Origin of the sequence: Tabrizicola sp. (genome assembly GCF_030373185.1) — a bacterium.
In the GTDB taxonomy this organism is placed as follows: Bacteria; Pseudomonadota; Alphaproteobacteria; order Rhodobacterales; family Rhodobacteraceae; genus Tabrizicola.
Window position 1 is genome coordinate 114,932 of record NZ_JAUCZH010000007.1, and the last position, 21,974, is coordinate 136,905.

The 21,974-nt window shown below is 62.7% G+C and carries 20 protein-coding genes, 1 tRNA gene and 1 pseudogene; 9 read left to right on the forward strand and 13 right to left on the reverse strand.

Features of this window, described 5'->3' with window-relative positions:
* The first annotated feature begins 14 nt into the window (after window positions 1–14).
* The 8 genes from QUV21_RS13970 (at window position 15) to QUV21_RS14005 (ending at window position 8,779) form a co-directional block, all read left to right on the forward strand.
* The gene (locus QUV21_RS13970; protein ID WP_300855766.1) at window positions 15–1,493 is read left to right on the forward strand and encodes a glutamine synthetase; all 1,479 of its coding nucleotides are present in this window, start codon (window positions 15–17) and stop codon (window positions 1,491–1,493) included.
* A 33-nt stretch (window positions 1,494–1,526) separates the two neighbouring features.
* Window positions 1,527–2,714: a PAS domain-containing protein gene (locus QUV21_RS13975; protein WP_300855768.1), complete on the forward strand. Its 1,188-nt coding sequence runs from the start codon at window positions 1,527–1,529 to the stop codon at window positions 2,712–2,714.
* A gap of 2 nt (window positions 2,715–2,716) precedes the next feature.
* Complete coding sequence (locus QUV21_RS13980) at window positions 2,717–4,096, forward strand: sigma 54-interacting transcriptional regulator (RefSeq protein ID WP_300855770.1); 1,380 nt, start codon at window positions 2,717–2,719, stop codon at window positions 4,094–4,096.
* Between the two features lie 34 nt (window positions 4,097–4,130).
* Window positions 4,131–5,168 carry an extracellular solute-binding protein gene (locus tag QUV21_RS13985; protein WP_300855772.1) on the forward strand — a complete coding sequence of 346 codons (1,038 nt, stop codon included), beginning with the start codon at window positions 4,131–4,133 and terminating at the stop codon, window positions 5,166–5,168.
* A gap of 78 nt (window positions 5,169–5,246) precedes the next feature.
* Window positions 5,247–6,344, forward strand: a complete 1,098-nt coding sequence (locus tag QUV21_RS13990; protein WP_300855774.1) for an ABC transporter ATP-binding protein — start codon at window positions 5,247–5,249, stop codon at window positions 6,342–6,344.
* On the forward strand, window positions 6,341–7,207 hold the full coding sequence (locus QUV21_RS13995) for an ABC transporter permease (RefSeq protein WP_300855777.1): 867 nt from the start codon (window positions 6,341–6,343) through the stop codon (window positions 7,205–7,207). The genes QUV21_RS13990 and QUV21_RS13995 overlap by 4 nt, the downstream gene beginning before the upstream one ends.
* A gap of 1 nt (window position 7,208) precedes the next feature.
* Window positions 7,209–8,018, forward strand: coding sequence for an ABC transporter permease (locus QUV21_RS14000; RefSeq protein ID WP_300855779.1), 810 nt, complete (start codon window positions 7,209–7,211; stop codon window positions 8,016–8,018).
* Between the two features lie 8 nt (window positions 8,019–8,026).
* The gene (locus QUV21_RS14005) at window positions 8,027–8,779 is read left to right on the forward strand and encodes a type 1 glutamine amidotransferase (protein WP_300855781.1); all 753 of its coding nucleotides are present in this window, start codon (window positions 8,027–8,029) and stop codon (window positions 8,777–8,779) included.
* A gap of 410 nt (window positions 8,780–9,189) precedes the next feature.
* Here the strand turns inward: QUV21_RS14005 and QUV21_RS14010 are convergent, their stop codons facing one another.
* The 9 genes and pseudogenes from QUV21_RS14010 to QUV21_RS14050 form a co-directional block, all read right to left on the reverse strand.
* Window positions 9,190–9,807, reverse strand: a complete 618-nt coding sequence (locus QUV21_RS14010; protein WP_300855782.1) for a sulfotransferase family protein — start codon at window positions 9,805–9,807, stop codon at window positions 9,190–9,192.
* 342 nt (window positions 9,808–10,149) lie between these two features.
* Window positions 10,150–10,782: pseudogene (locus tag QUV21_RS14015) on the reverse strand (tyrosine-type recombinase/integrase).
* 231 nt (window positions 10,783–11,013) lie between these two features.
* A complete protein-coding gene (locus tag QUV21_RS14020; RefSeq protein WP_300855783.1) occupies window positions 11,014–12,483 on the reverse strand; it encodes a M81 family metallopeptidase in 1,470 nt (489 codons plus the stop codon).
* Between the two features lie 14 nt (window positions 12,484–12,497).
* A complete protein-coding gene (locus QUV21_RS14025) occupies window positions 12,498–13,454 on the reverse strand; it encodes an ABC transporter ATP-binding protein (RefSeq protein ID WP_300855784.1) in 957 nt (318 codons plus the stop codon).
* Window positions 13,451–14,407, reverse strand: a complete 957-nt coding sequence (locus QUV21_RS14030; RefSeq protein ID WP_300855785.1) for an ABC transporter ATP-binding protein — start codon at window positions 14,405–14,407, stop codon at window positions 13,451–13,453. The genes QUV21_RS14025 and QUV21_RS14030 overlap by 4 nt, the downstream gene beginning before the upstream one ends.
* A gap of 1 nt (window position 14,408) precedes the next feature.
* Window positions 14,409–15,254, reverse strand: a complete 846-nt coding sequence (locus tag QUV21_RS14035; protein ID WP_300855786.1) for an ABC transporter permease — start codon at window positions 15,252–15,254, stop codon at window positions 14,409–14,411.
* Window positions 15,251–16,177: an ABC transporter permease gene (locus QUV21_RS14040; protein ID WP_300855787.1), complete on the reverse strand. Its 927-nt coding sequence runs from the start codon at window positions 16,175–16,177 to the stop codon at window positions 15,251–15,253. Before QUV21_RS14040 ends, QUV21_RS14035 begins: the two co-directional genes overlap by 4 nt.
* A gap of 60 nt (window positions 16,178–16,237) precedes the next feature.
* A complete protein-coding gene (locus QUV21_RS14045; protein ID WP_300855788.1) occupies window positions 16,238–17,815 on the reverse strand; it encodes an ABC transporter substrate-binding protein in 1,578 nt (525 codons plus the stop codon).
* Between the two features lie 59 nt (window positions 17,816–17,874).
* On the reverse strand, window positions 17,875–18,780 hold the full coding sequence (locus QUV21_RS14050; RefSeq protein WP_300855790.1) for a MurR/RpiR family transcriptional regulator: 906 nt from the start codon (window positions 18,778–18,780) through the stop codon (window positions 17,875–17,877).
* 181 nt (window positions 18,781–18,961) lie between these two features.
* Here QUV21_RS14050 and QUV21_RS14055 point away from each other — a divergent pair, with 181 nt between their 5' ends.
* Entirely contained in the window at window positions 18,962–20,095 is a 1,134-nt protein-coding gene (locus QUV21_RS14055) for an FAD-dependent oxidoreductase (RefSeq protein WP_300855792.1), read from the forward strand.
* Window positions 20,096–20,305: 210 nt separating this feature from the next.
* Here the strand turns inward: QUV21_RS14055 and QUV21_RS14060 are convergent, their stop codons facing one another.
* From QUV21_RS14060 to QUV21_RS14075, 4 genes are all read right to left on the reverse strand, one after another.
* Window positions 20,306–20,638, reverse strand: a complete 333-nt coding sequence (locus tag QUV21_RS14060) for a hypothetical protein (RefSeq protein ID WP_300855793.1) — start codon at window positions 20,636–20,638, stop codon at window positions 20,306–20,308.
* A gap of 143 nt (window positions 20,639–20,781) precedes the next feature.
* Window positions 20,782–20,857: transfer RNA gene (locus tag QUV21_RS14065), tRNA-Ala, on the reverse strand.
* A gap of 91 nt (window positions 20,858–20,948) precedes the next feature.
* Window positions 20,949–21,395, reverse strand: coding sequence for a thioredoxin TrxC (gene trxC / locus QUV21_RS14070; RefSeq protein ID WP_300855803.1), 447 nt, complete (start codon window positions 21,393–21,395; stop codon window positions 20,949–20,951).
* Between the two features lie 83 nt (window positions 21,396–21,478).
* Window positions 21,479–21,796, reverse strand: coding sequence for a DUF3775 domain-containing protein (locus tag QUV21_RS14075; protein WP_300855804.1), 318 nt, complete (start codon window positions 21,794–21,796; stop codon window positions 21,479–21,481).
* Window positions 21,797–21,974 lie beyond the last annotated feature (178 nt).

Consider the following 21,974-nt stretch of genomic DNA (forward strand, 5'->3'; position numbering starts at 1 on the left):
CAGGGAGAAAAACAGTGCATACCGACACCGACTATCACCGCGATATCGAAGCCCCCGGCCGGGCTGAACTGGTCAATCGCGTGCGTCAGAAGATCGACGCCATGGGGATCGACTATATCTATTACCAATACATCTCGATCACCGGACGGGTGATGGGCAAGGCCGCCCCGGCGCGCCACTGGGAGACGCAGGCCCGCAAGGGGGTGCAGACCTGGATGGGCGGCGTGGCCAACGTAACGCCGGATTTCAAGGGCAATCTGATCGGTTTCGATTCCAACGCGATGGAATGCATCGCGCTGCCGGACCCCGATACGTTTTGCCAATTGCCTTGGGACAAGCGGATCGCCCGTGTCTTTTGCACGCTGTATTACAGCCTTGAAGACTACACCTCTCCCGGCCAGTATTACGAACATGATACGCGCGGAAACCTGAAGCGGTTCGACCAGCAGTTCCGGGCCGATCACAACGGCCTGCACCTGCGGGTTGGGCTGGAACCGGAAATGGTCTGGCTGACGCCCAAGGATGGCGAAGTGCGCCCCTATGACGGCATCACCGAGCCTTTCGCCTATCACATCGGCCAGTTTGAAAACGCCCGCGAGGTCTGGAAACAGGTGTCAGACTATGCGCTGGCCATGGGTCTGGACATGATTCAGGGCGATTGCGAAGACGCCCCCGGCCAGATCGAGCTGAACTACCAGTTCGACGACGCCCTGCCCACCTGTGACCGGATGACGACCTATCGCCAGATCTGCGCCGAAGTGGCCCGCCAGCGGGGCCTGATCGCCTGTTTCATGGCCAAGCCCTTCATGGGCTATGCCGCCAACGGGTGCCATCACAACTGTTCTGTCTGGACCGGCGGATCGCGCGAGATGCAGCAGCTGGTGCCCGGCGACTTGCCGGGGATGGAAGAGCTGTTCCACTATTCCAAAGGCGGCGTGAACGAATTTGAGAACAAGGACGGCGGCTGGTTGCCGACAGAACTGGGCCACCATATTCTGGGTGGCAGCCTGAAACACATTGACGCGCTGACCTGCCTTGGGGCCTCTACCGTCAACAGTTATCGGCGGTTCAACGATTATGGCCTCTGGGCACCGATCGGGGCCAACTGGGGATTGCAGAACCGCAGTTGCACCATCCGCATCTCTTCGCCCGACCGGTTCGAATTCCGGGCAGTAGACAGCATGGTCAACCCGCACCTGTTCTGCGGCGCGCTGCTGAAGGCGATGGATGACGGCATCAAGAATAAGATTGACCCCGGCCCCCCCGAAACGCGCAATGTTACCACGGTTTGGCAAGCTGGCGAGCCGGTAAAGCTGATTCCCTTGAACCTGCATGATGCGCTGGAGGCCCTGAAGAGGGACGAGGTGGTCAAATCAGCGCTTCCCGGACGGCTTTATGAGGTGTTCGATGACTACAAGCGCGATGAATGGACCCGGTTCCTGCGCGAAGTCACCAACTGGGACGTCGAGCGCTATCTGCATTGCGTGCCGTAACAGCCCGCACCGGGCGACAGAAAAGGAGACGACGTGACGCGAACACCCCCCCCCTTCCCGTTCAAGTCGGGCCGGATGGTCGATGTCTTGTCATCCGATGGCAGTTTCGTGTCCATGGATGACGCTCAGGCCGCACGTCTTGGGGGCGCGGATCTGGTGGGTCAGCCTTGGGCGCGGGTCTACACGCTTGAGGCGCGCGAACGTATCGCGGCGCAATTCTCCCTTCTGTCGCCGCTGCCGAGGGTTCTTCCGCTGACCCTGCGGGCGGCAGATGGCACGCTGGTGCCCACCACGGCGGTGGCCGAGCTTTTTGACAATCCCGGGCGCGGGCTTTGCCTGCGCCTGTGCAAATGGCCTGCGGGCAGCGATCTGGATGATGTGGCCACCCTGGCCGAAGCGAACGAGGTTCTGTCGGGCATCGTCGCGGCATCGGCCGATGCCGGGTGGTGCATGGAATGGGCCGATCCGGTGGATCTGTCCGCGCCCGAGCATGAGATCGTCCGTCAGGTGTTCGAGAACGGCCCGCGCTGGCGGTTCTGCAATGACGCCATGGCGCGACTTTATCGCACACCGCCGGGCGCGGATTTCAATGATCGTCCGGTAGCCGAAACCTTTCCCCGCACGCCGGAAAACGAGGATTTCATCCGCCGCCTGATCCGCGCGGATTTCGACATGAACGGGTCGCCGTCGCGCGATCTGCGGTATGACGGGCTGTTCATCGACGTGGAAAACGATGTCCGTGGGCATATTCGCGGCAATCGGTTGTTCCGCATGTGGGGCACGGTCCGCGATGTATCAAAACACATCCGCCGCGAGACCGAACTGCGCGATGAGATTGCCTTTTTGCAGGTGGTGCTGGCCGCCCTTCCCGACCCGGTGCTGGTGCTGGACAGCGAAGGAAGCATGGTCTTTGCCAACATGGCCGCCGAGGCACTGTTCGAAACCCCTTCAGACCGGCTGAGCCTGCGACGCTTTGACGATCTGATCGAAGTGGCAGGATCCTTGGCGGGGCTTTTTGCCGATGCGCGCGTGTCCGCCGTCTCCACCGCCCGAGAGCCTTTTGTCGCGCAAGTGCGGCTTCCCGGCGGCAGGGTGAAGGTCGAAGGAACGGCCCAGACCTTTGGGATGCGGGGCGATACCCTGCTGGCCGTTTGTCTGCGCCATGTGCCGCGCGCGGTGGAACGCGGTGCCCGCCTTTCTGCGATTGTGGGGGGCGGATGAGCATGTCACGCCCCCCACAAGCCCTTGACGGCGCCTCGGCCGCCGAGCGTGACCGGGCGCGGCTTTTGCTGGCAGCGTTTGATGCGTCGCCCGATGGAATCGTGGTGCTGGATCCTGCCGCCCGCGTCGTGCAGATGAACCGCGAAGCTGCAGCGATTGCGGGTCTGTCCGCCAAGGGCGTGATCGGCCGGCCGTTGCCCGAGGCGGCCCCCGACAGCCCGCTGAACTGGACGCCTGTTCTGGAGATGCTGGCCGAGGCGCGCACCGGCGAGGTTATCATCCGGTCCGAAACCATCGGATCAATCTTTGTCACCCTGCGCCGTGTGGCAGAGGTGCCCGGCGCGGTCGTCATCACCCTGCGCGATCTTGCGGTGCTGGATCATGCCCGGCGCATGGCTTCGGGGCAGCGCGATCCGGCCAGCTTCACCTCTACGGTCGAACGGCGCTTGCGGCCCGACTTCTCGCGCCAGCGCCAGCTGTCCCCCTATCTTGACCGGATCATCGCGCGTGGCGAGCGGGCGCTTTTGCAAGGCGCGCGCGTCATCATCACCGGTGAAAGCGGCGTGGGCAAAACCGAAATCGCCCGCCATCTGCACAGTTTCGTGGCCAATGCGACGGATCCATTTGTGGCCGTCAACTGCGCGGCCATTCCCGAAAGCCTCTTTGAGACCGAATTTTTCGGCTATGAGAAGGGCGCCTTCACGGGGGCGTCGACCGATGGCAAGAAGGGCCTGATCGAAGCCGCCGAAGGGGGCACGCTGTTCCTGGACGAGATCGGCGAAATCCCCTTGACCATGCAAGCCAAGCTTCTGAGCTTTCTGGAAGACGGTCTTTTTCTGCGGGTGGGTTCCACCAAGCCGCGCCGGGTGAACATGCGCTTTATCTCGGCCACCAACCGCGACCTGCTGCAAATGTCGGAAGACCGCAGCTTTCGCGAGGATCTGTATTACCGGCTGGCCGTTGTGAACATGCCGATCAAGCCGCTGCGCGAGATGCCGGAACTGCTGGAACATCTGATCGAGCGGTTCCTGACGGCTATCAATCAACGCCGGACAACACCGCTGCAAATCTCCGACAGTCTGATGCAGCGGCTGAAGGCCTATCGCTATCCGGGCAATATTCGCGAGCTGGCCAACCTTCTGCAACAGATCAGCGTTCTGGGCGATCACGAACAGGATTTGCCGCGCCGGCTGCAAAATCCGGTGCAGGTCGCAGATCCGGGCGCGGGCGGGGCGGGTACTCTGCGCGAGCGCATTGCCGCCGTCGAGTCAAACATCATCGCTGCCGCAATCAAGGAGCATGGCAGCAAACGCAAGGCCGCGACGGCCCTCGGCGTCGATATCGGAACGATCGTAAGAAAGACCAAACGAAAAGAGCCCTGAATGGGCCGGGCCTCAACCAACAAAGGAGAACACCATGAAAAGAACATTGACCGCCACCCTTGCCCTGTCCTTGGCCGCAGGCCCCGTCTGGGCCGAAGGCACCGTGAACGTGCTGACCTGGGAGGGGTATACCGACGCATCCTTCATCGCCAAATTCGAAGAAGACAGCGGCTGCAAGGTCAGCGCCACCTATGTGGGCTCGAACGACGATTTTGCACCCAAGTTGATGTCTGGCGGCGGCGTCTATGACCTTATCACCCCATCCATCGACACCACCGCGCTGATGATCGATCTGGGCGTGGTCGAGCCGCTGGACACGGCCGCCCTTGCCGGCTGGAATGACATCTATCCCAAGTTCCTTGCGCTGGAGGGCATCCAGCGGGACGGGGCCTATTACGGGATGCCCTACAGTTGGGGCGCGATTGCCTTCATGTATCGCAAGGATGCCTTCACCACCCCGCCCACCTCGATCGCGGATCTGTGGAACCCCGAGCTGGCTGGCAAGATCTCGCTTTGGGATGACAAAAGCGCGATCTATGTCGCCGCGCGCAAGAATGGCGATATGGATATCTACAACCTGACCGACGCGCAGATCGAAAACGCCAAGGCAGCACTTGTGGAACAAAAGCCGCTGGTTCGGAAATACTGGGCCACTGCCGGAGAGCTGGTTGATCTGTACAAGGCGGGAGAGGTTGTCATCTCGAACACCTGGGCGGGCTATCAGTCCAGTCTGCTGGCGGCCGAGGGCATCGAGGTGGTGGAGTTCATCCCGACCGAAGGCGCCGAGGGCTGGATGGACGCATGGATGGTGGTGAAGGAAACGCCAAACAAGGAATGCGCCTATAAGTTCCTGAACATGCAATTGTCCGAACAGGGGCAATGCGGCGTGGCCAATGTGAACGGCTATTCGGCGGTCAATGCGGCGGCGGCCAAGGCCTGCATGTCGCCCGAACAGTTTGCCGCCCTGCATCAGGATGATCCCGACTATCTGGACAGCCTGTTCATCTGGACCCCGCTTGGCGAACGGTTCGAAGCCTATACCAACGCCTGGAACGCCGTGAAGGCGCAATAGGCCGGCAAGACCGGGCGGCGGCGGCCCGAATGTGGCACGCCGCCGCCATCACGACCGACAATTGGGGAACAGGCCGACATGGCAGCGATCATTGAGCTTCGGGGGCTCTCGAAGCATTATTCGAAAACCATCATCGGCGTCGACGATGTCTCGCTGTCTGTCGAAGATGGCGAGTTTGTCACCCTGCTGGGGCCTTCGGGTTGTGGCAAATCCACGTTGCTGCGGATGATCGGCGGCTTTGAAGAACCGACGCAAGGCACGATCCATCTGGCAGGTCGCGACGTGACATGGGAGCCGCCCTACCGCCGCGAGGTGAATATGGTGTTTCAGGACTACGCCCTGTTTCCGCACATGACCGTGGGCCAGAACATCGCCTATGGCCTGAAGATGGCCGGTGCCGACCGTAAATCCGCGCGCGCCAAGGCCCTTGAGGCGCTGGAGCTTGTGGGGCTGCCCGACAAGGTTGACCAGCGGCCGGACCAGCTTTCTGGGGGGCAGCGCCAGCGCATCGCGCTTGCCCGGGCGATCGTGCGCAGACCCAAAGTGTTGCTTTTGGACGAGCCGCTGTCAGCGCTGGATGCGCGGATGCGCGACCAGATGCGGATCGAGCTGAAACATCTGCACGAAAAGGTTGGCATCACTTTCATTATGGTCACCCATGATCAGGAAGAGGCGCTGACCATGTCAGACCGCATCGTAGTGATGGAGAACGGCCGCGTCGCGCAGGATGGGCAGCCGCAAGATATCTATGATCGCCCGATCTCTCCCTATGTTGCCAACTTTATCGGCACGACGAATTTCCTGCCTGCCACGGTGACCGATGTGCAGGCGGACCGCGCCACCTTTAACTGCGCCGGGGCGCGGCTGGAGGTGCTGACAGACACACCGCCGCAATCGGGCGCACGGGTGACGCTGGGCTTTCGCCCGGAAAAGACCCGCCTGCTGGCCGAGGGCGAGACCGCGCCCAACATGCTTGAGGGCAAGATTTCCGAAGTCATTTATTATGGTCTTGGCTTGCGCACGGCAATCACGCTGCCCGATGGCGGCAGCCTGTTCATCGACACTTTGCTGACCGATACCCTGCGGCGCAGCGCCATTCCCAAGACCGGAGCCCCTGCCCGCGCCGCGGTAGAGCCGTGCAACATCTTTGTCTTTGCCGGCGAGGTGCAGGCATGACCTTGCTGCGCCGTCACCTTGCAGGTGTGCTGGTTCTGGGCATTCCCCTGGCTTGGATCGTGATCTTCATGCTGGTGCCCTATGCGATCATCGGCACCTACAGCTTCTGGACCAAGACCTACCCGACCTTCCAGCCAGACTTCCAGTTCGGCAATTACGCTACCCTGTTCACCGATCCGCAATATCTGCAGGTTCTTCTGCGCACGCTGAAGATCAGCGCGCTGGTGTCGGTGGCATCGCTGGCGCTGGCCTATCCCTTTGCTTATTGGCTGGTGTTCCGCTGCCGCTCGGCCGGGGTGCGGACATGGCTTTATATGGCCGTCATCGCGCCCTTGTGGGTCAGCTATCTGCTGCGCGCCTATATCTGGAAGACCATCCTTGGCACCGAAGGCATCCTGAATTCGTTCCTGATGTGGGCCGGGTTCACCGACGCGCCGTCTGACATCTTTCTGTATAACCAATTCGCGATGATCCTGACGCTGACCTATATCTTCATCCCGTTCATGGTGATGCCGATCTATACCGCGCTGGAGCGTATTCCGCCGAACCTTGCCGAAGCCTCGGCCGATCTAGGCCAGACCCCGTGGCAAACCTTTCGCAAGGTCACACTTCCCCTGTCCACACCCGGCATCGCGGCCGGGTTCACCCTGACGTTCTGCCTGTCGTTCGGCGATTTCATCGCCCCGTTTCTGGTGGGCGGGCCGGACGGCAACCTGATTGCCGGCGTGATCCAGACGCAGTTCGGCTCGGCACTGAACTGGCCGCTGGGGTCTGCCCTGTCCATCGTGATGCTGGTGATCGTGCTGTCGATCGTCTCGCTTTCAGACCGGCTGGAACGGTCGTCCCGGATAGGAGCACATTAGGATGGCCCGCCGATCCTCTCGCAGTCTGATCTCGCGCTATGGAGCCGATACGGCCTTCATGACCTTTGTGGCGCTGTTGATGGCATTTCTCTATGTCCCAATCTGGGTGCTGATCACCTTCAGCTTTTCGTCCTCGCGTTCACTGACCTGGCCCATTCCGGGTTTCACGCTGGACTGGTATCGCAAGCTGTTCGCCAACGCCGATCTGCAGACAGCGGTCTGGAACAGCTTTTACGTTGCCACCTTTGCCACCCTGCTGGCGCTGATGGTGGGCGTGGCGGCCGCCATGGCCCTGCACCGCTATGACTTTCCCGGCAAGACGCTGTTTCGCCGCCTGATCCTGTTGCCGATCACGCTGCCCGGCATTGTGACCGGCATTTCCATGCTGAACATGTTCAGCCTGTTCGGCTTTCCCCTGTCGCTGGAAACCGTGATCTTTGGTCACGCGACGGCGCTTTTGGGGGTGGTGGTGACGCAGGTCTACGCCCGCCTGCAACGCCTGCCGCGATCGCTGGCCGAAGCGTCCGGAGACCTTGGCGCCACGCCGCTGCGGACGTTTCTGTATGTCACGCTGCCCAACCTGCGCTCGGCCATCATCGGGGCCGGGTTGCTGTCTTTCGTGCTGTCCTTCGACGAGATCCCCGTTACCTTCTTCCTGACCGGCCGCGACAATACCCTGCCGATGTATATCTACTCGACCATGCGCCGGGGCGTGACGCCAGAGATCAACGCGGTTGGCACGCTGATCGTGCTGGCATCGCTGGTGCTGATCGTGATCTCAGTTGTGGTGACACGCGACAAACGGAGTTAGGGTCCCCTATGCATTTGTGCATCTATGAGGCGGACCGCCCGACGCCTGAAGATCAGGCGCGGTTTGGCAGCTATGCCGACATGTTCGAACGCTGGCTGGCACCTGCCTTGCCGCAGGCCCGGTTTTCGCGGGTCTTAGTCGCCGGGGGCGAAGCGCCGCCCGACCCCGGCGCTGTGGATGCGGTGCTGATCACCGGTTCGCGGGCTGGCGTGCATGACGGCGACCCCTGGATCGCCGATCTGAAGGCCCATGTCGTCGCCCTCCGCGCCGCGGGCGTTCCGATGGGGGGAATCTGCTTTGGCCATCAACTGCTGGCCGAGGCCTTTGGCGGTCGTGTAAACCGCGCACCGGCAGGCTGGACCATCGGCCGACATCTGCATGCCGTTCAACCCGCCGGTCAGGCGCTCTTTGGTGCCACGCCCTTGGCTGCGCTGTCTTTCCATCAGGATCAGGTGATCGACGCCCCCCCGAGTGCAACAGGCATTCTGTCCTCACCTGCCTCGCCAAATGGCGGCCTTCGCTATGATTTTCCGGCGCTGTCGGTTCAAGTCCACCCCGAGCTTGACTCCGCTTATGTACGCGGCCTGCTGACCGGCACCGCAGTCACGGTCTTCCCGAAGCCCTTGGTCAAGACGTCGCTGGCCACCTTGGGCCTGCCGCTTGATGCTGCGGCGCTGGCCAAGGGTTTTGCCCGATTCTATCTGGCAAGCATGGAAAGCGCCTCTGAGAACCTTAAGGACATCGGCAAGCCAAACGGCTGAGTTCCTGAGAAAGTCGCGGAAGCAACGGATCGCGCAGAACCGCAGGATGCTATCGGATTGAACGCTGCGCGCCCCTTGAGTCGGTGATCCTCGCAGCGGGGTTAGCCGTGAAAGCAGAGCTTTCGATACCACCGGAACCGGCGATGGCCTCTCTGCCGCTTTAGGCAGCAAGAAGACATATGGCGGTTCCAACCAGCTTCACCCCAGTGGCGGGAAGTGGCCACTTTTGCCAATGCTGCTCTGCAGAGTTTGAAAGGATTGACCGGCAGCTTTGGGCCGAAATTGTTGGCTTGCATTGGCGGCGTATCGCACGCCTACGACCGACGAGGCCGACGGTTACCACTGGCGGAAGTCCGTCTCCTTCGGTGGCAGGCGCACGGAGAGTAGCGTCACCGCAAAGGCGAGATCCGTTACCTGTCCTTGTCGTGTTCACGATTGAATGCGTCGGTGGAATTGCTTCTTGGGTAAGCCACACTTGGCACGGACACGTTCAAAAACTCACAGAGCGGCTCCCAACCATCGCCGATCGTATGCACAAGCAGACGGTCCGCCGGAATTTCGCGCTTCACGCGCGCCACATTGGCCTCGTATTGAGCGATGCAATGGTCGCGCTCCAGATTGCCACCAAAAACCCGCCCACTGATCAGGTCAGAGCCCCGCGGTTGTGGGACTGACGGATCCACCGAGATCAGCGGCAGAATAGTTTTTTCGAAGCTGCCCCACCAGCTCTCTGCGCTACGATAGGTCAGCAGAACCTTTGCCTCAGGAAAGGCGTCCACAAGTAAGGGCCAGTACGCGGCGGAAGGCCAGTCAACGCAGGAGCCGTAAGCGCCAAGAAGCTCACCCCAACTAGGAACAGGCTCGGGCCCATCCAGATTTGCGTTCAACTCCCTCCACAGATCGCGATGCGCATCATCGGCCAAAAGTTCCCGCATGTGATGGCAGGGCCCATATCCCAAGAGGTTCAAGGCCTCGCGCATGGAATCTGTGCCTGTTCGCCCGAAGCCGGTTCCAATGACCTTGACCATGATCGTCCTTTCGCAAATGAGGCGCACCAAATGGCATTGAGATCTCGGTACTTTTGCCGGTGAACTTGGCATAAAGGCCAGGATCGGCATCCAGCTCATTTCGATCGTTGTTCGACCTCCGACTAAAGGCGACATTGTTCTGCTACGTCGTCGTCCGAATTCGCGCCAGTTCGCAGCGAACCACCGTTGTGTGCCGTTCTCGTCAGTTTCGCTTCGAAGTGCACAATCCCGCCGCGACTTGGTCGAATGTCACATTAGTGCACGGAGCGGAGCCTTACCGCAGCCTGTCTGAAGGACCGGTCTGGGCCGACCGGCACCTAGCATGCCGGCCGGGGCAGTCGTTTACAGGTCGATCCCCTCCGAGAGAGTTAAGGCGTCCTCAAGATCTACGCCGAGGTAGCGCACGGTGCTGTCCATCTTCGTATGCCCCAGCAGCAGTTGCACGGCGCGCAAGTTCCCTGTCTTCTTGTATATCTGCGCCACCTTGGTTCGGCGCATGGAATGGGTGCCATACGCGCTCGGCTCGAGACCGAGAGACGAGACCCAGCCACGAACGAGCCGCGCATATTGCCGAGTAGACAGGTGCGGGCTGCCGTGGAGCCGGCTTGGCCACAGGAACTGAAGGCCGGTCATCTAGGGATCGCTAATCCACCGTTCGAGGGACAGGCGGGTGGTCTCGGTGATCTCGAACCGGACCGGCTTGCCCGTCTTGGTCTGCACGATCGATGCGCGCTCTTTCACGTGCCCAGCCGCGAAAACGTCAGTGACCCGGATGCTCACCAAGTCGCAGCCCCTGAGCTTGCTGTCGACGGCCCGGTTGAACAGCGCGAGGTCGCGCGCGCTGTCTGCCATCTCGAGGCGAACCCTGATCGACCAGACATGCCGGGGCAGCAGCGGCCGCTTCTGACCGATGATGCGGCCCTTGTTCCAGGCGACGCGGTCAGGACGGAGGGCAGGAAGAAGATCAATGGACATAGGAGTACCTCCTGTCCACCAAGCCCTCCCTTCTTCGGTCATGCCGACAGCAACAGGATACCATGCTAGTGGCGTCGAGTCGTAGCGTCGGGCGGAAAGCAGCCGTTCGCCCTATCGCGATAGAGTGGCCTCTCACCTCAATTGCGGTCATTCGACGTGGTGCCGATCGCTGGTCGCGTTTTCCAAGTCGAAGCTGCTGAACAACAGCCGACCGCTTGCGCCATGTCGGGGTCAATCCAACGGATACATCGGCCGTGGCACGCGATGAAACGGCAAGCGTCGCAGGTCGGGCGAACAGAGGGCGCCACTGTCGCAGACGATCACTTTGGCGGCGATGGGCGTAAATGCCGCGCGAAAGTGTTGCTGCGATTTCAGCGCGACGATCCGCTGCGCCGCGGGGTCAATGCCAAAGGCGCGGAATTGCTGCAGGTCCAGCATCTGGCCGGGGTTGGTCACGACCAGCACATCGACACCGCCCACCCGCAGCACTGCCGTAGGCCCCCAGTCCCCCGGCAGGCCGCCGATCATCGGGCCATCGCCGGTATAGCGCCCGTCCGACAGCAGTACCACGGTTCCGGTCACCCTGATCGGCCCGCCACCGAAGCGGGGATCGGTCTTGCCGCCGAGGGGCAGGGTGACTTCGGCCCCGACCGTCTGTGCGTGAAGAAGGGCGGCAGCCTCGGGGTCCACCATCGGGCCGAAACAGGCCCCGGTCACGCCCGCGTCCAGCAGGGCGGACAAGAGGCCCGGCGCGTCGCCGTAGCTGCCGGCGCCCGGATTGTCGGAATAATCGGCGATCACCAGCGGGCCGGGACTGCTGTGGGCCAGCGCCTCGGCCGCGGCTTCGGCCGGGGTGAGGAAGCGGTTCAACACGTCATGCCGCCGGGCCCAGATGTCATCGGCCAGCGCCTCGGCAAAGGCCAGATGCGGGCCCGCGTCGCCAGTATGAGTGACCAGAACCGTGGGCCCAAGCTCGGGGATATCGGCATTGCCGAAGCCCGCATTGATGCTGACCGCCAGCGCGCCGGGGGTGCCTTCGTGCGCGCGGGCAAGGGCGTGGCGGGCGATCATCGGGCCTTCATCTGTGCGGCCGCTGTTGGCCTCTTCCAGCATCGGGCGGGTCACGCGCAGGGTGCGGGGGGCGATCTCTCCAGTCATCGTTCGGTGCAAAAGATTGGCAGCGCGGCGGGCGGTGTCGCGCATGTCGACATGCGGATAGGTCGAATAGGACATCATGACCTGCGCGAGGGTGCACATCCGGGCTGTGACATTGGCATGCGGGTCCAGCGTGATGCCAATCGGCATATCGGGGCCGACGACGGCACGCAGGCGTTCCAGAAGGAGGCCCTCGCCGTCGGGATGATCCTCGACCACCATCGCGCCATGCAGGCCCAAAAGGATGCCGTCCAGTGGGCCAGCCTTGGCCGCAGCAAGGATACACCCGGCGATTTCGTCAAACGCTGCGCGGGTGACCGGCCCGGCGGGCGAGGCCGCGGCGCTGATGGCGTGGCGGGTCTGCCAGCTTTGCGCGCGCGCCACATCCATGAAGCCCGCAATATCGGTGTTGGCATCCGCGCGCTGCGCAACGGCGGCATCGCCCTGCAGGAACAGCCGCGCCCGGAATGCAGCAAGGTCGGTTGGCCGGATGCTGAACGTGTTGGACTCATGCGCGAATTCGGCAGTCAGAACGGTAAAGGTCATCATGGGTCCTTGGGTCAGCCTTGGGGGTGGTGGCAGGCGATCTGGTGGCCATCGGTTCCTGTCACCAGCGCGGGCCGGTCCGTTTGGCAAAGGGCGGTGGCGGCGGGGCAGCGGGCGGCAAAGGCACAGCCGGGGGGCAGGTTGAAGGGGCTGGGGATCACTCCCCGCAGCATCTGCACCGTCTTGCGCCGGGCGGGGTCTGGCTCGAAGTGGCTGTTCATCAGGGCGCGGGCATAAGGGTGGCGCGGGGTGGCGCGGGCCTGCGGCAGCACCTCGACCACGCGGCCAAGATACATCACCACCACCCGGTCGCAGAAATAGCGCACCAGGCTGAGGTCATGGCTGATGAACAGATAGGTCAGGCCAAGGTCACGCTGCAGCCCTTCCAGAAGACCGATGATCTGGGCCTGGATTGAAACATCCAAGGAGGCGGTGGGTTCGTCCAGCACCAGAAACGCCGGGTTCAGCGCCAGCGCCCGCGCAATGCCGACACGCTGTTTCTGCCCGCCCGAAAGCTGATGCGGATAGCTGGCGGCAAGGCCGGGGTTCAGGCCGACCATGGCCATCAACTCGGCCAGCCTTGCCTTGGGGTCGAGCACTGCGATGCGCTGCACCTGATAGGGCTCCATTACCGCGCGGCCGATGGTGTAGCGCGGGTCGATGGCGGAATAGGGGTCCTGAAACACCATCTGCATGTTGCGGCGCATCGCGCGCAGGGCGGCAGGCGGCAGGCTGCCGATATCGGCCCCGTCGTAGGTGACCGAGCCGGAGGTGGCGGCCAGCAACCGCAGCACAAGCCGCCCCAGCGTGGACTTGCCGCAACCGGACTCGCCGACCACCCCGGTCACGCTGCCGCGCGGGATGTCGAGGGTGACATCATCCACCGCCCGCATGACGCGGCGGGGTTTCAGAAACCCCGAGCCGGAGGCGAAGTCGCGGGTCAGGCCCTTGAGGGACACAAGCGGCGTCATGCGGGCACCCCCTGCAGGTAGCAGGCAACGCTGCCCGCAGTCAGCGTTTGCAGAACCGGAACCTCGGCATGGCAGACATCTATCGCCCGGGCGCAGCGCGGGTGGAACCGGCAACCGGGCGGATAGTTCAGCACGCCAGGCACGGTGCCGGGAATGCCCAGAAGCGTGCCTTCCGGCTGGTCATGCGCGGGGATGCAGGCGATCAGGCTGGCGGTGTAGGGGTGGCGCGGGGCGGCAAAGATGGCTTGCGTGGTGTTCATCTCGGCCACCCGCCCGGCATACAGCACCACGACCCGGTCACAGGCCTGCGCCACGACGCCCATGTCATGGGTGATCAGCAGCAGCGCCAGCCCCCGGTCGCGCACGAGGTCCACTATGATCTGGATGATCTGGGCCTGAATGGTGACATCGAGCGCGGTTGTGGGTTCGTCCGCGATGATCAGGTCGGGGTCGGCGGCCAGCGCCATGGCAATGACGATGCGCTGCTTCATGCCCCCAGAAAGCTGGTGCGGATAGGCGCCGTGCAGGGTTTCGGCGTCAGGGATGCGCAACTGCTGCATGAGGTCGATGCTGCGCGCCTTTGCCGCCGGTTTCGACAGGCCCAGATGCAGGCGTGAGACCTGATCGATCTGCGCGCCGATCCGGACGATAGGGTCCAGCGAGGTCATCGGGTTCTGGCTGATCAGCGCGATCCGCTTGCCGCGCAGGCGGCGAAATGCGGGTTCGGCCAAGATGGTCAGTTCCTGCCCGTCGAACAGGATAGACCCGGTGGTAACCCGCCCGCCGATGCGGCCCAAAAGGCCCATCACCGCCAAGGCCGTCAGCGACTTGCCGGACCCGGATTCGCCGACCAGCCCCAGAATCTCGCCCTTTCGCGCCTCGAACGATATACCATCCAGCGGGGTCACATTGCCGATGGCGACGCCAAGCCCTGTGACTGTCAGAAGGGCCATGTCAGACCTCCCTCAGCCGGTTGCGGATATCGAGCGCGTCGATCAGTGCGTCACCAAAGAGGTTGATCGCGATCACCGTCACCGCGATGGCAGCCCCCGGAAACAGGATGATCCATGGCGCGATGAATATCTGCGCGGTGCCCGACGACATCATCGCCCCCCAGCTTGGGGTGGGGGGCTGCGCGCCAAGGCCGAAAAAGCCCAGCGTCGCCTCGAGGATGATCGCATCACCCGTGGCCAGCATGCCGGCCACGATGACGGGCGTGATCGCATTAGGCAAAAGGTGGCGAAAGATCACATGCGCATGGCCTGCGCCAAGGTTCACCGTCGCCTCTACATAAGTCTCGGACCGCAGCGCCATGACTTGGGCACGGGTCAGCCGGGTAAACTGCGCGAGGTAGGCGATAGCAATCGCGATGATGATGCTTTCGGTGCCGGTGCCGATGATGGCAATCAGCAAAAGCGCGATCAGAATCTCGGGGAAGGACCATGTCAGGTCGACCACCGCCGTCACCACGCGGTCGAAAATGCCGCCGAAATAGCCCGCCATTGCCCCCAGCGTCATGCCGGCAACCACCGAAATTCCGATGGCGGTGATCGCAACCGACAACGACGTGCGCGCGCCGTGGATGATGCGGGACATCAGGTCCCGGCCGAATTCGTCGGTGCCCATCCAATGCGCGGCGTTGGGGGACGTATTGGCGCCCGGCAGATTCTGGATCGCGTAGTCGTAGGGTGCCAGCCACGGCGCAAACAGCGCGCAGAGGATGACCAGCACCAGCACCGCTGCCGATACGGCACCTCGCGGCGTCCGGGCCACGCCCCACAGAAACCGCAACGCGCTCATTTCATGCCCTCGCGGATGCGCGGGTCCATCATGGCCTGCAAGATGTCGCCCAGCAGCGTGCCCAGCATCACCGCGATGGCCAGCATCAGCAGGCAGCCTTGCACCACCGGATAATCCCGCTGGTTCAGCGAGGTGATCAACAGGGACCCAAGCCCGGGTCTTGCAAAGACAAACTCCACCGCCACCGCGCCGCCCAGAATCCAGCCGATCCGCAGGCTGAGGATGGTGACCACCGGCATCATCGCATGGCGAAGGACCGACCCAAGCTCGATCCGCCAGCGCGACACGCCTTTTGCGTGCAGCATCATCACGAAATCGCGCCGGGCGATGTCCATCATCGCAACGCGGGTCACCCGCGCCACCAGTGCCACGCCACCAAGGCCGATGGTCAGCACCGGCAGCACCAGCGCCGAGGCCGTGCGCGCGCCCGACACCGGGAACCAGCCAAGGGTGACGGCAAACAGCATGATCATCAAGAGGCCAAGCCAGAAACTGGGCACGGTGGACCCCAGCAGGATCAGCGTCATCACCCCCCGGTCAAACCATGTATCGCGAAAGATCGCTGCCAGCGCCCCGGCGGTGATCCCGACCACGGTGGAAAACACCAAGGCCAACGACCCCAGCGCCAGCGAATGCGGCAGGTTCATCGCGATCAGGTCGGCGACCGGGCGGCGCAGGATGATCGCATCGCCCAGATCGCCCAGAACCATCTTGCCGAACCATGTGACGTATTGCGTCAGGATCGGTTGATCGAGGCCATACCGCGCCACAAGCGCGGCGCGTTCCGCAGGCGTTGCCCCGACGCGCAGGATACTGTCGATCGGATCGCCGGGCACCAGATGCACCAGCATGAAAATCACCACCGAGATCGCCAGAAACACCGGGATCAGCAGCAGCAGTCGCTTGACGATGAACAGCAGCATCGGGCCCCCGGTGGTTCGAAAATGCCCGGGCGCACCGGATGGCGCGCCCGGATCTGGGGGTTACTTGACCATGATGTCAAGGAAGGTCTGGCTTTGCACACGGGTTGACCGGATCACCTCGGGCACCATCAGCGCGTCGGTGGTAAAGGCATAGGACTGCACCGGCTGATAGATCGGCGCGAAGACGAACTGCGTCAGGACATATTCGTGATAGGCGGTGAAATTCACCACCCGCTCGTCCCAGGTGCGCGAGCCGGTCATCGCCTTGATGCGCAGCTCTTCGGCCACGGCATCGGTCCACATCGACACGTTGGGATAGCCCAGCCGCTCGGCGCTGAAGAACCAGTCGAGGATATCGGCGTTCTCATAGGAATAGCTGCGCACCGCCAGCTGATGCTCGGTCATTTTCTTGTATTCGTCGTTGATGCTGGCCGGGTCCAGAACCGTGATCTCGGCGGTGATGCCGACGGCAGCAAGCTGCGCCTGGATCACCTCGGTGATGCGGCGGAACTCGGTGCCGTTCTGGGTCCAGAGCTTGACCGTCATCGGCGTGCCGTCCTTTGACCGCGTGCCATCAGCGGCGGCAACCCAGCCCGCTTCGTCCAGCAGCGCCTTAGCGCGGTCCGGGTCATAGCTGATGCGCAGTTCGTCCTTGACCTTGCCTTCCAGCAGGGCGGCGGTCAGGAACGTGTCGGCCACAGCGCCGATGCCGCCATAAAGATTTGCGAGGATCTCGGGCTGGTTGACCGCAAGGGCTGCGGCCTGCCGCACCTTGATGTCATCAAACGGTGCGACAGTGGTGTTGATCGGCATGTAGAACAACTCACGCCCCGGCATGGTGACGACGGTCAGACCGGCCTCGGCCTCCATCGTGGTGCGAAAGTCGGCGGGCACCGACAGCAGCATGTCGACGCCGCCGGTTTTCAGTTCCAGAAATGCCGTGCTGTCATCCGCAATTTCGCGGAAGGTCAGGCGGGCGATGTGCGCGGGACCCTTGTTTTCCGACAGGGCAGACCCCGAGGTATAGGCGTCATTGCGCACCAGCACGGTTTCCTGCCCGACCGTAAAGCTTTCCAGCTTGAACGGCCCGGTCCCGACAGCGCCGGTCACACCGTAGCCATCGCCCATCGCGTCATAAGCCTTGGGCGAGGGCACGCCCATGAAGGTGGTGGCCATGTTCGACAGAAGGTTTGGGTCGGGGTTCTTCATCGTGAACTTGACGGTCAGATCATCGATGATCTCGACCGATGCAATCGCCTCGGTCATGAAGGCGTTTTCGGTTCCGGCAAATTTCGGTATCCACCAGGCAATAGTGGCGGCGTTGAAGGGCTCGCCGTCATGGAAGCTCACGCCGGGGCGCAGCTTGAAGACCCATTCCATGCCATCCTCGGTCACCGACCATTCGGTCGCAAGCTGGCCATGAAAGCTTTGGTCGGCGTCCTGCAACATCATCCGGTCATAGATCAGCGTTGTGGCGACGTTCAGTTTGGTGCCCCTGATCGGGTCATAGGTCGGTGCGCCAACCTCGCGGGCCGGAAGCACCATGGTGACGTCCTGCGCCACGGCGGCAAAGCCTGACATGAGAAACGTCGAAGACAGCAGCGCCCCTGCGAGCAGGCGCCTGGCAAAGATTTTCATTTTTGGTATCCCTGTTGAGTGTGACTTTTGACTGTCGTTTTCAAGTATCGTTTGGCGCTTCAATTATCGGACGGAGGCGTATCACTTGGTCTGGCCGGGCCGGTCGGATCGCCGACATACCCGGTGAACCGACTGTAAAGACGTGCAATTTCGTTCATGCGCTGTTCGACGGAATGGCCCAGTTCCAGAAAGACGCCGTTGACCAGAAGATTGGCGAGGCTTGCCATCTGGGCGGCGGATTCCCAGAAAAGGTTGAACTCGGTCGGCACGACGAACATTTCGTCGGCGAGGGTGCGGCCCCAGTCGCAGAAGGGGTCGGTGACCAGCGTCACCGGGATGCCGGCCCGTTTCGCATCCTGCGCCAGCAGTTGCGCCATGCGCGAATAGCGCCGCCCTTCGAAGATCACGAGGCAGGGGGTCTCCTGCCCGCCCGCCAGCAGTTCGGCAAAGTTGCCCCCGGCAAGGTCCAGCAGATGCACCCGGTCGCGGATGTATTGCAGTTGGTTGACGAAGACCTGTGCGATACCCCGTTCGGTCTGGAACCCGACGGCAAACACCGCCGAGGCCGTTGCCAGCCGTTTGACCACGCCCGTCCACTCCGGCGTCCGTGCCAGTTCGTAGACCGCGACCAGCGCCGCCATTTCCAGCTTCAAGCCGCGGGCAAGCTGATCCTCACCGCCGCGCGCCTGTTCTTCGAAGTCGCGCAGACGATCGGCGATCAGCCACGGCCGGTCCCCGATGTCGCGTTGCAGATGGTCCTTGAGGTCGCGAAAGCTTTTGTAGCCCAGCGTCCGGCAGAACCGGCCAACGGTTGGTTCGGACACGCCCACCTTTGCCGCAAGACTGGCCGCTGTCTCAAACGGAACCGTCGTCATCTCGGCCAGCATGTAGGACGCAATGGCGCGGTCGGCCTTTGATGCCCCCGTCAGGCAGTCCGACAGACGATGGCGTAGCGAATCGGGCATCTGGCGGCTTCCTTTCGTATGCAGCAACCCTGACAGTAAACTTTCAGATATCAAAATGATTTTATTTTTCTTGCACATCGTCCCATTTGAGGCGCTTCTGTCAGGAGGGTGGGCCCCTGTGCGACGCAGGTCGAGCGGCCTTCCAGAGCAGGCGCGCGCCGCTAACCCAAGGGACACCAGCATGCAGTACGATTTCTTGGTTGTGGGGGCGGGCCTGTCGGGCACCGCTGCAGCCTGTGAGCTTGCAAGCCACGGCAGCGTACTTTTGGTCGAGGCCGAGGCAAGCCCAGGTTATCATGCCACCGGACGGTCGGCGGCACTGTTCACGCCGCATCAGGGCACACTGCTGGTGCAGGCGATCAACCGTGCCAGTGCTGCATTCTTTGCCAAGCCCCCCGTCGGGTTCACCGATCATCCGCTTCTAGCTCTGCGCGGCGGATTGACCATAGCCGAACCTGGACAGGAGCACCTGCTGCAGGATCTGCTGGCCCTTTCCGCGCCAGGTCGGGACGTGCATCCAATCGACGGCGAGACCGCACTGAAGCTGGCCCCAATCTTGCGTGCCGAACGGATCGGGGCCGCAGTGCATGAGCCGGGAGTCGCCGACATCGACGTAGCCGCGCTACATCAGGGCTATCTGCGCGAACTGAAGCGGCGGGGCGGAAAGCTGATCTGCGGCCAGCGGATCAGCGCGCTGGACCATCAAGGCGGCCTGTGGACCGCGCGTGTGCCGGACGCGCTGTTTCAGGCCCGCGTTATCGTCAACGCCGCCGGGGCATGGGCCGACCATGTGGCCGCCCTCGCCGGGGTGCGGCCCATCGGTCTGGTCCCGAAGCGCCGCACCGCGATTATCGTCGATGGGCTTTCCGGCGTTGATACACGGTCCATGCCAACCGTCGATTTCACCGCGACAGATGCCTATTTCAAACCGGACGGCGACCGGATCATGGCCTCGCTTGGCGATCAGGACCCGGTGGAGGCACAGGATATCCAGCCCGACGAGTGGGAGATTGCCGTGCTGGCCGACTGGCTGCAGCGCGAGACACTACTGAGCGTCAAGCGGATCGGCCACAGCTGGGCGGGCCTGCGCACGTTCGTTTCAGACGACAGCCCCGTCGTCGGATTTGACGATGCCGTGCCGGACTTCTTCTGGCTTGCGGCGCAAGGTGGCTACGGGATCATGATGGCACCGGCACTGGGCAGAGCCGCTGCTGCCTTAGCCCGGCATCACGATCTAACGGTCGAATTGACGACACAGGGCATTGACGCCGCGGACCTGTGTAGATCACGCCAGATGCCGCCGCCGCGGGGATAAGGTACTGCTGTCGTCGTGTCATGAAAGATCGACGTCCTTCGCTTCGGGCAAAGAGCATCCCACCGGCGATCCCGATGATCAGCCCGCCAGCCCGTTGGTTGACGTGGTAGGATGCGACAAAGCTGCAAGAAACGCACGTTCGATTTTCGCGATTTGGGCAGACAAGCCTGGCAGCGTTGGGCGGGGAGCGGTCGTTCACTCTGATCCAAGTCAACGACCGCTTTGGGAGCGAATGTGCTTTTCTCGGTGCCGCTGGTCGTCAGGCCTTTGTGAGGCTGCGGGCCTGAATGGCGGTGATGCAGAGGTCGCGGTAGGGCGCGCAAGACCTATGTTGTGCGGTCGGTGGACGAGGATTACTTCGTCCTCGGTCGTCATGGCGATAAGCCGCCACCCGTCCAGCGCAGAAGTCACCGGCAGCAGGACAGCGGCATCCTCGATCCGCGCTTGCTCCTGGGCGAGGTGGTTGAAGGTCACTTCGTCGGCTTCGGGGAATTGTGCCTCGATCTGGGTCCAGGCGGTGAAGGCTTCGGCAATGGTCTGCATGGTCTCATCCTCTCGATTGCCTTGCGGCGGTTGATCGGACGATATGATGGGGAAGCGGCGGCCCGGTGGTGGGTTAGATGGTGGGACAGCGCTGATCCCCTTTCGGGTTTTCCTGTCTTTTCATATTCTTAGCTGAGGGTCATTGGTGGAGCAGAGGGGGATCGAACCCCTGACCTCGTCATTGCGAACGACGCGCTCTCCCAACTGAGCTACTGCCCCAAAGACCTGAGTGCCGTCAGCACACCCGCGGGTGTGTCGCGCATCGGCTGAAAGTTGTCAAGCGGCCCGAAAGCCTGCCCAAACCGCCGTTTCAGCCCGCCCCGTGCTGGCGCGCAAAGGCGATGATGTCGGCGGCCGGCCGCGCGCCGGCAAGCCGCGCCACCTCGCGACCACCCTTGTAAAGGATCAGCGCGGGGATGCCACGGATCCCCGCCCGGCCCGAGATTTCGGGATGATCTTCGGTGTTCAGCTTCATCAGCCGCACCGCAGGGGCCAGCGCCCTGGCGGCCTTGGCAAACTCTGGGGCCATCATCCGGCACGGGCCGCACCAGGGCGCCCAGTAGTCGACCAGAACCGGCATCCCGTCACCGCGCGTCACCTTGTCATGCGTGGACGCGTCAAGTTCGGCCACCAGACCGTCGACAAGTGTCTTGCCACAAACCCCGCATTTCGGCCCTTCGGCAAGCCGGGCCACCGGCACCCGGTTTGCCTGCCCACAGGTCGGGCAAGTCAGTTTGACGGCTTCAGCAACTGCCATGGCACACCTCATATTCCAATTCATGCGGATATGTGGAGCAGTGCCGCGCGGCACAAGCCCCCCTTGCACCAATCAACTGATGATCAGAGAAAATCTTCCTCTTCGCCCGTGACATCGACACCAAGGGCATCCAGGCCCGCCTCAAGGTTCTCGGCCAGATGAGGCATGCCCATAAGGTAATCAGAGGTGGGGACCGTTGCCTCGGTGGTTGCCGTTGTGACCGCTTCGTCAAAATCCTCGGGCTCGAACGCACCCCGGCCGACCCAGGCAATGGCGGTAAGTTGCGCCTTTTCCTCGACGTTCAACGCGTCGATGAAGGCGTGGAGTTCGCCCTCACCCACCCCCGCCTCGCGCGCAAGGAAGATGACGTGGACAACTTTGGCCGGGCTGATTTCCAACATGTCGCTGTCTCCCACCCTTGCGTGACATTGCGCATGGTCGCGCAGACCGGGCAACAGCGCAAGCCGCGTCTCGGCCCAAGGGACCGCAAAGATGGGCGGGAAACACCGCCGCCGCTGGCCGGACGAAGCGAAAGGCCCGGACAAATGACCGGGCCTTGGTGTTTTCCGGCGTCGACGG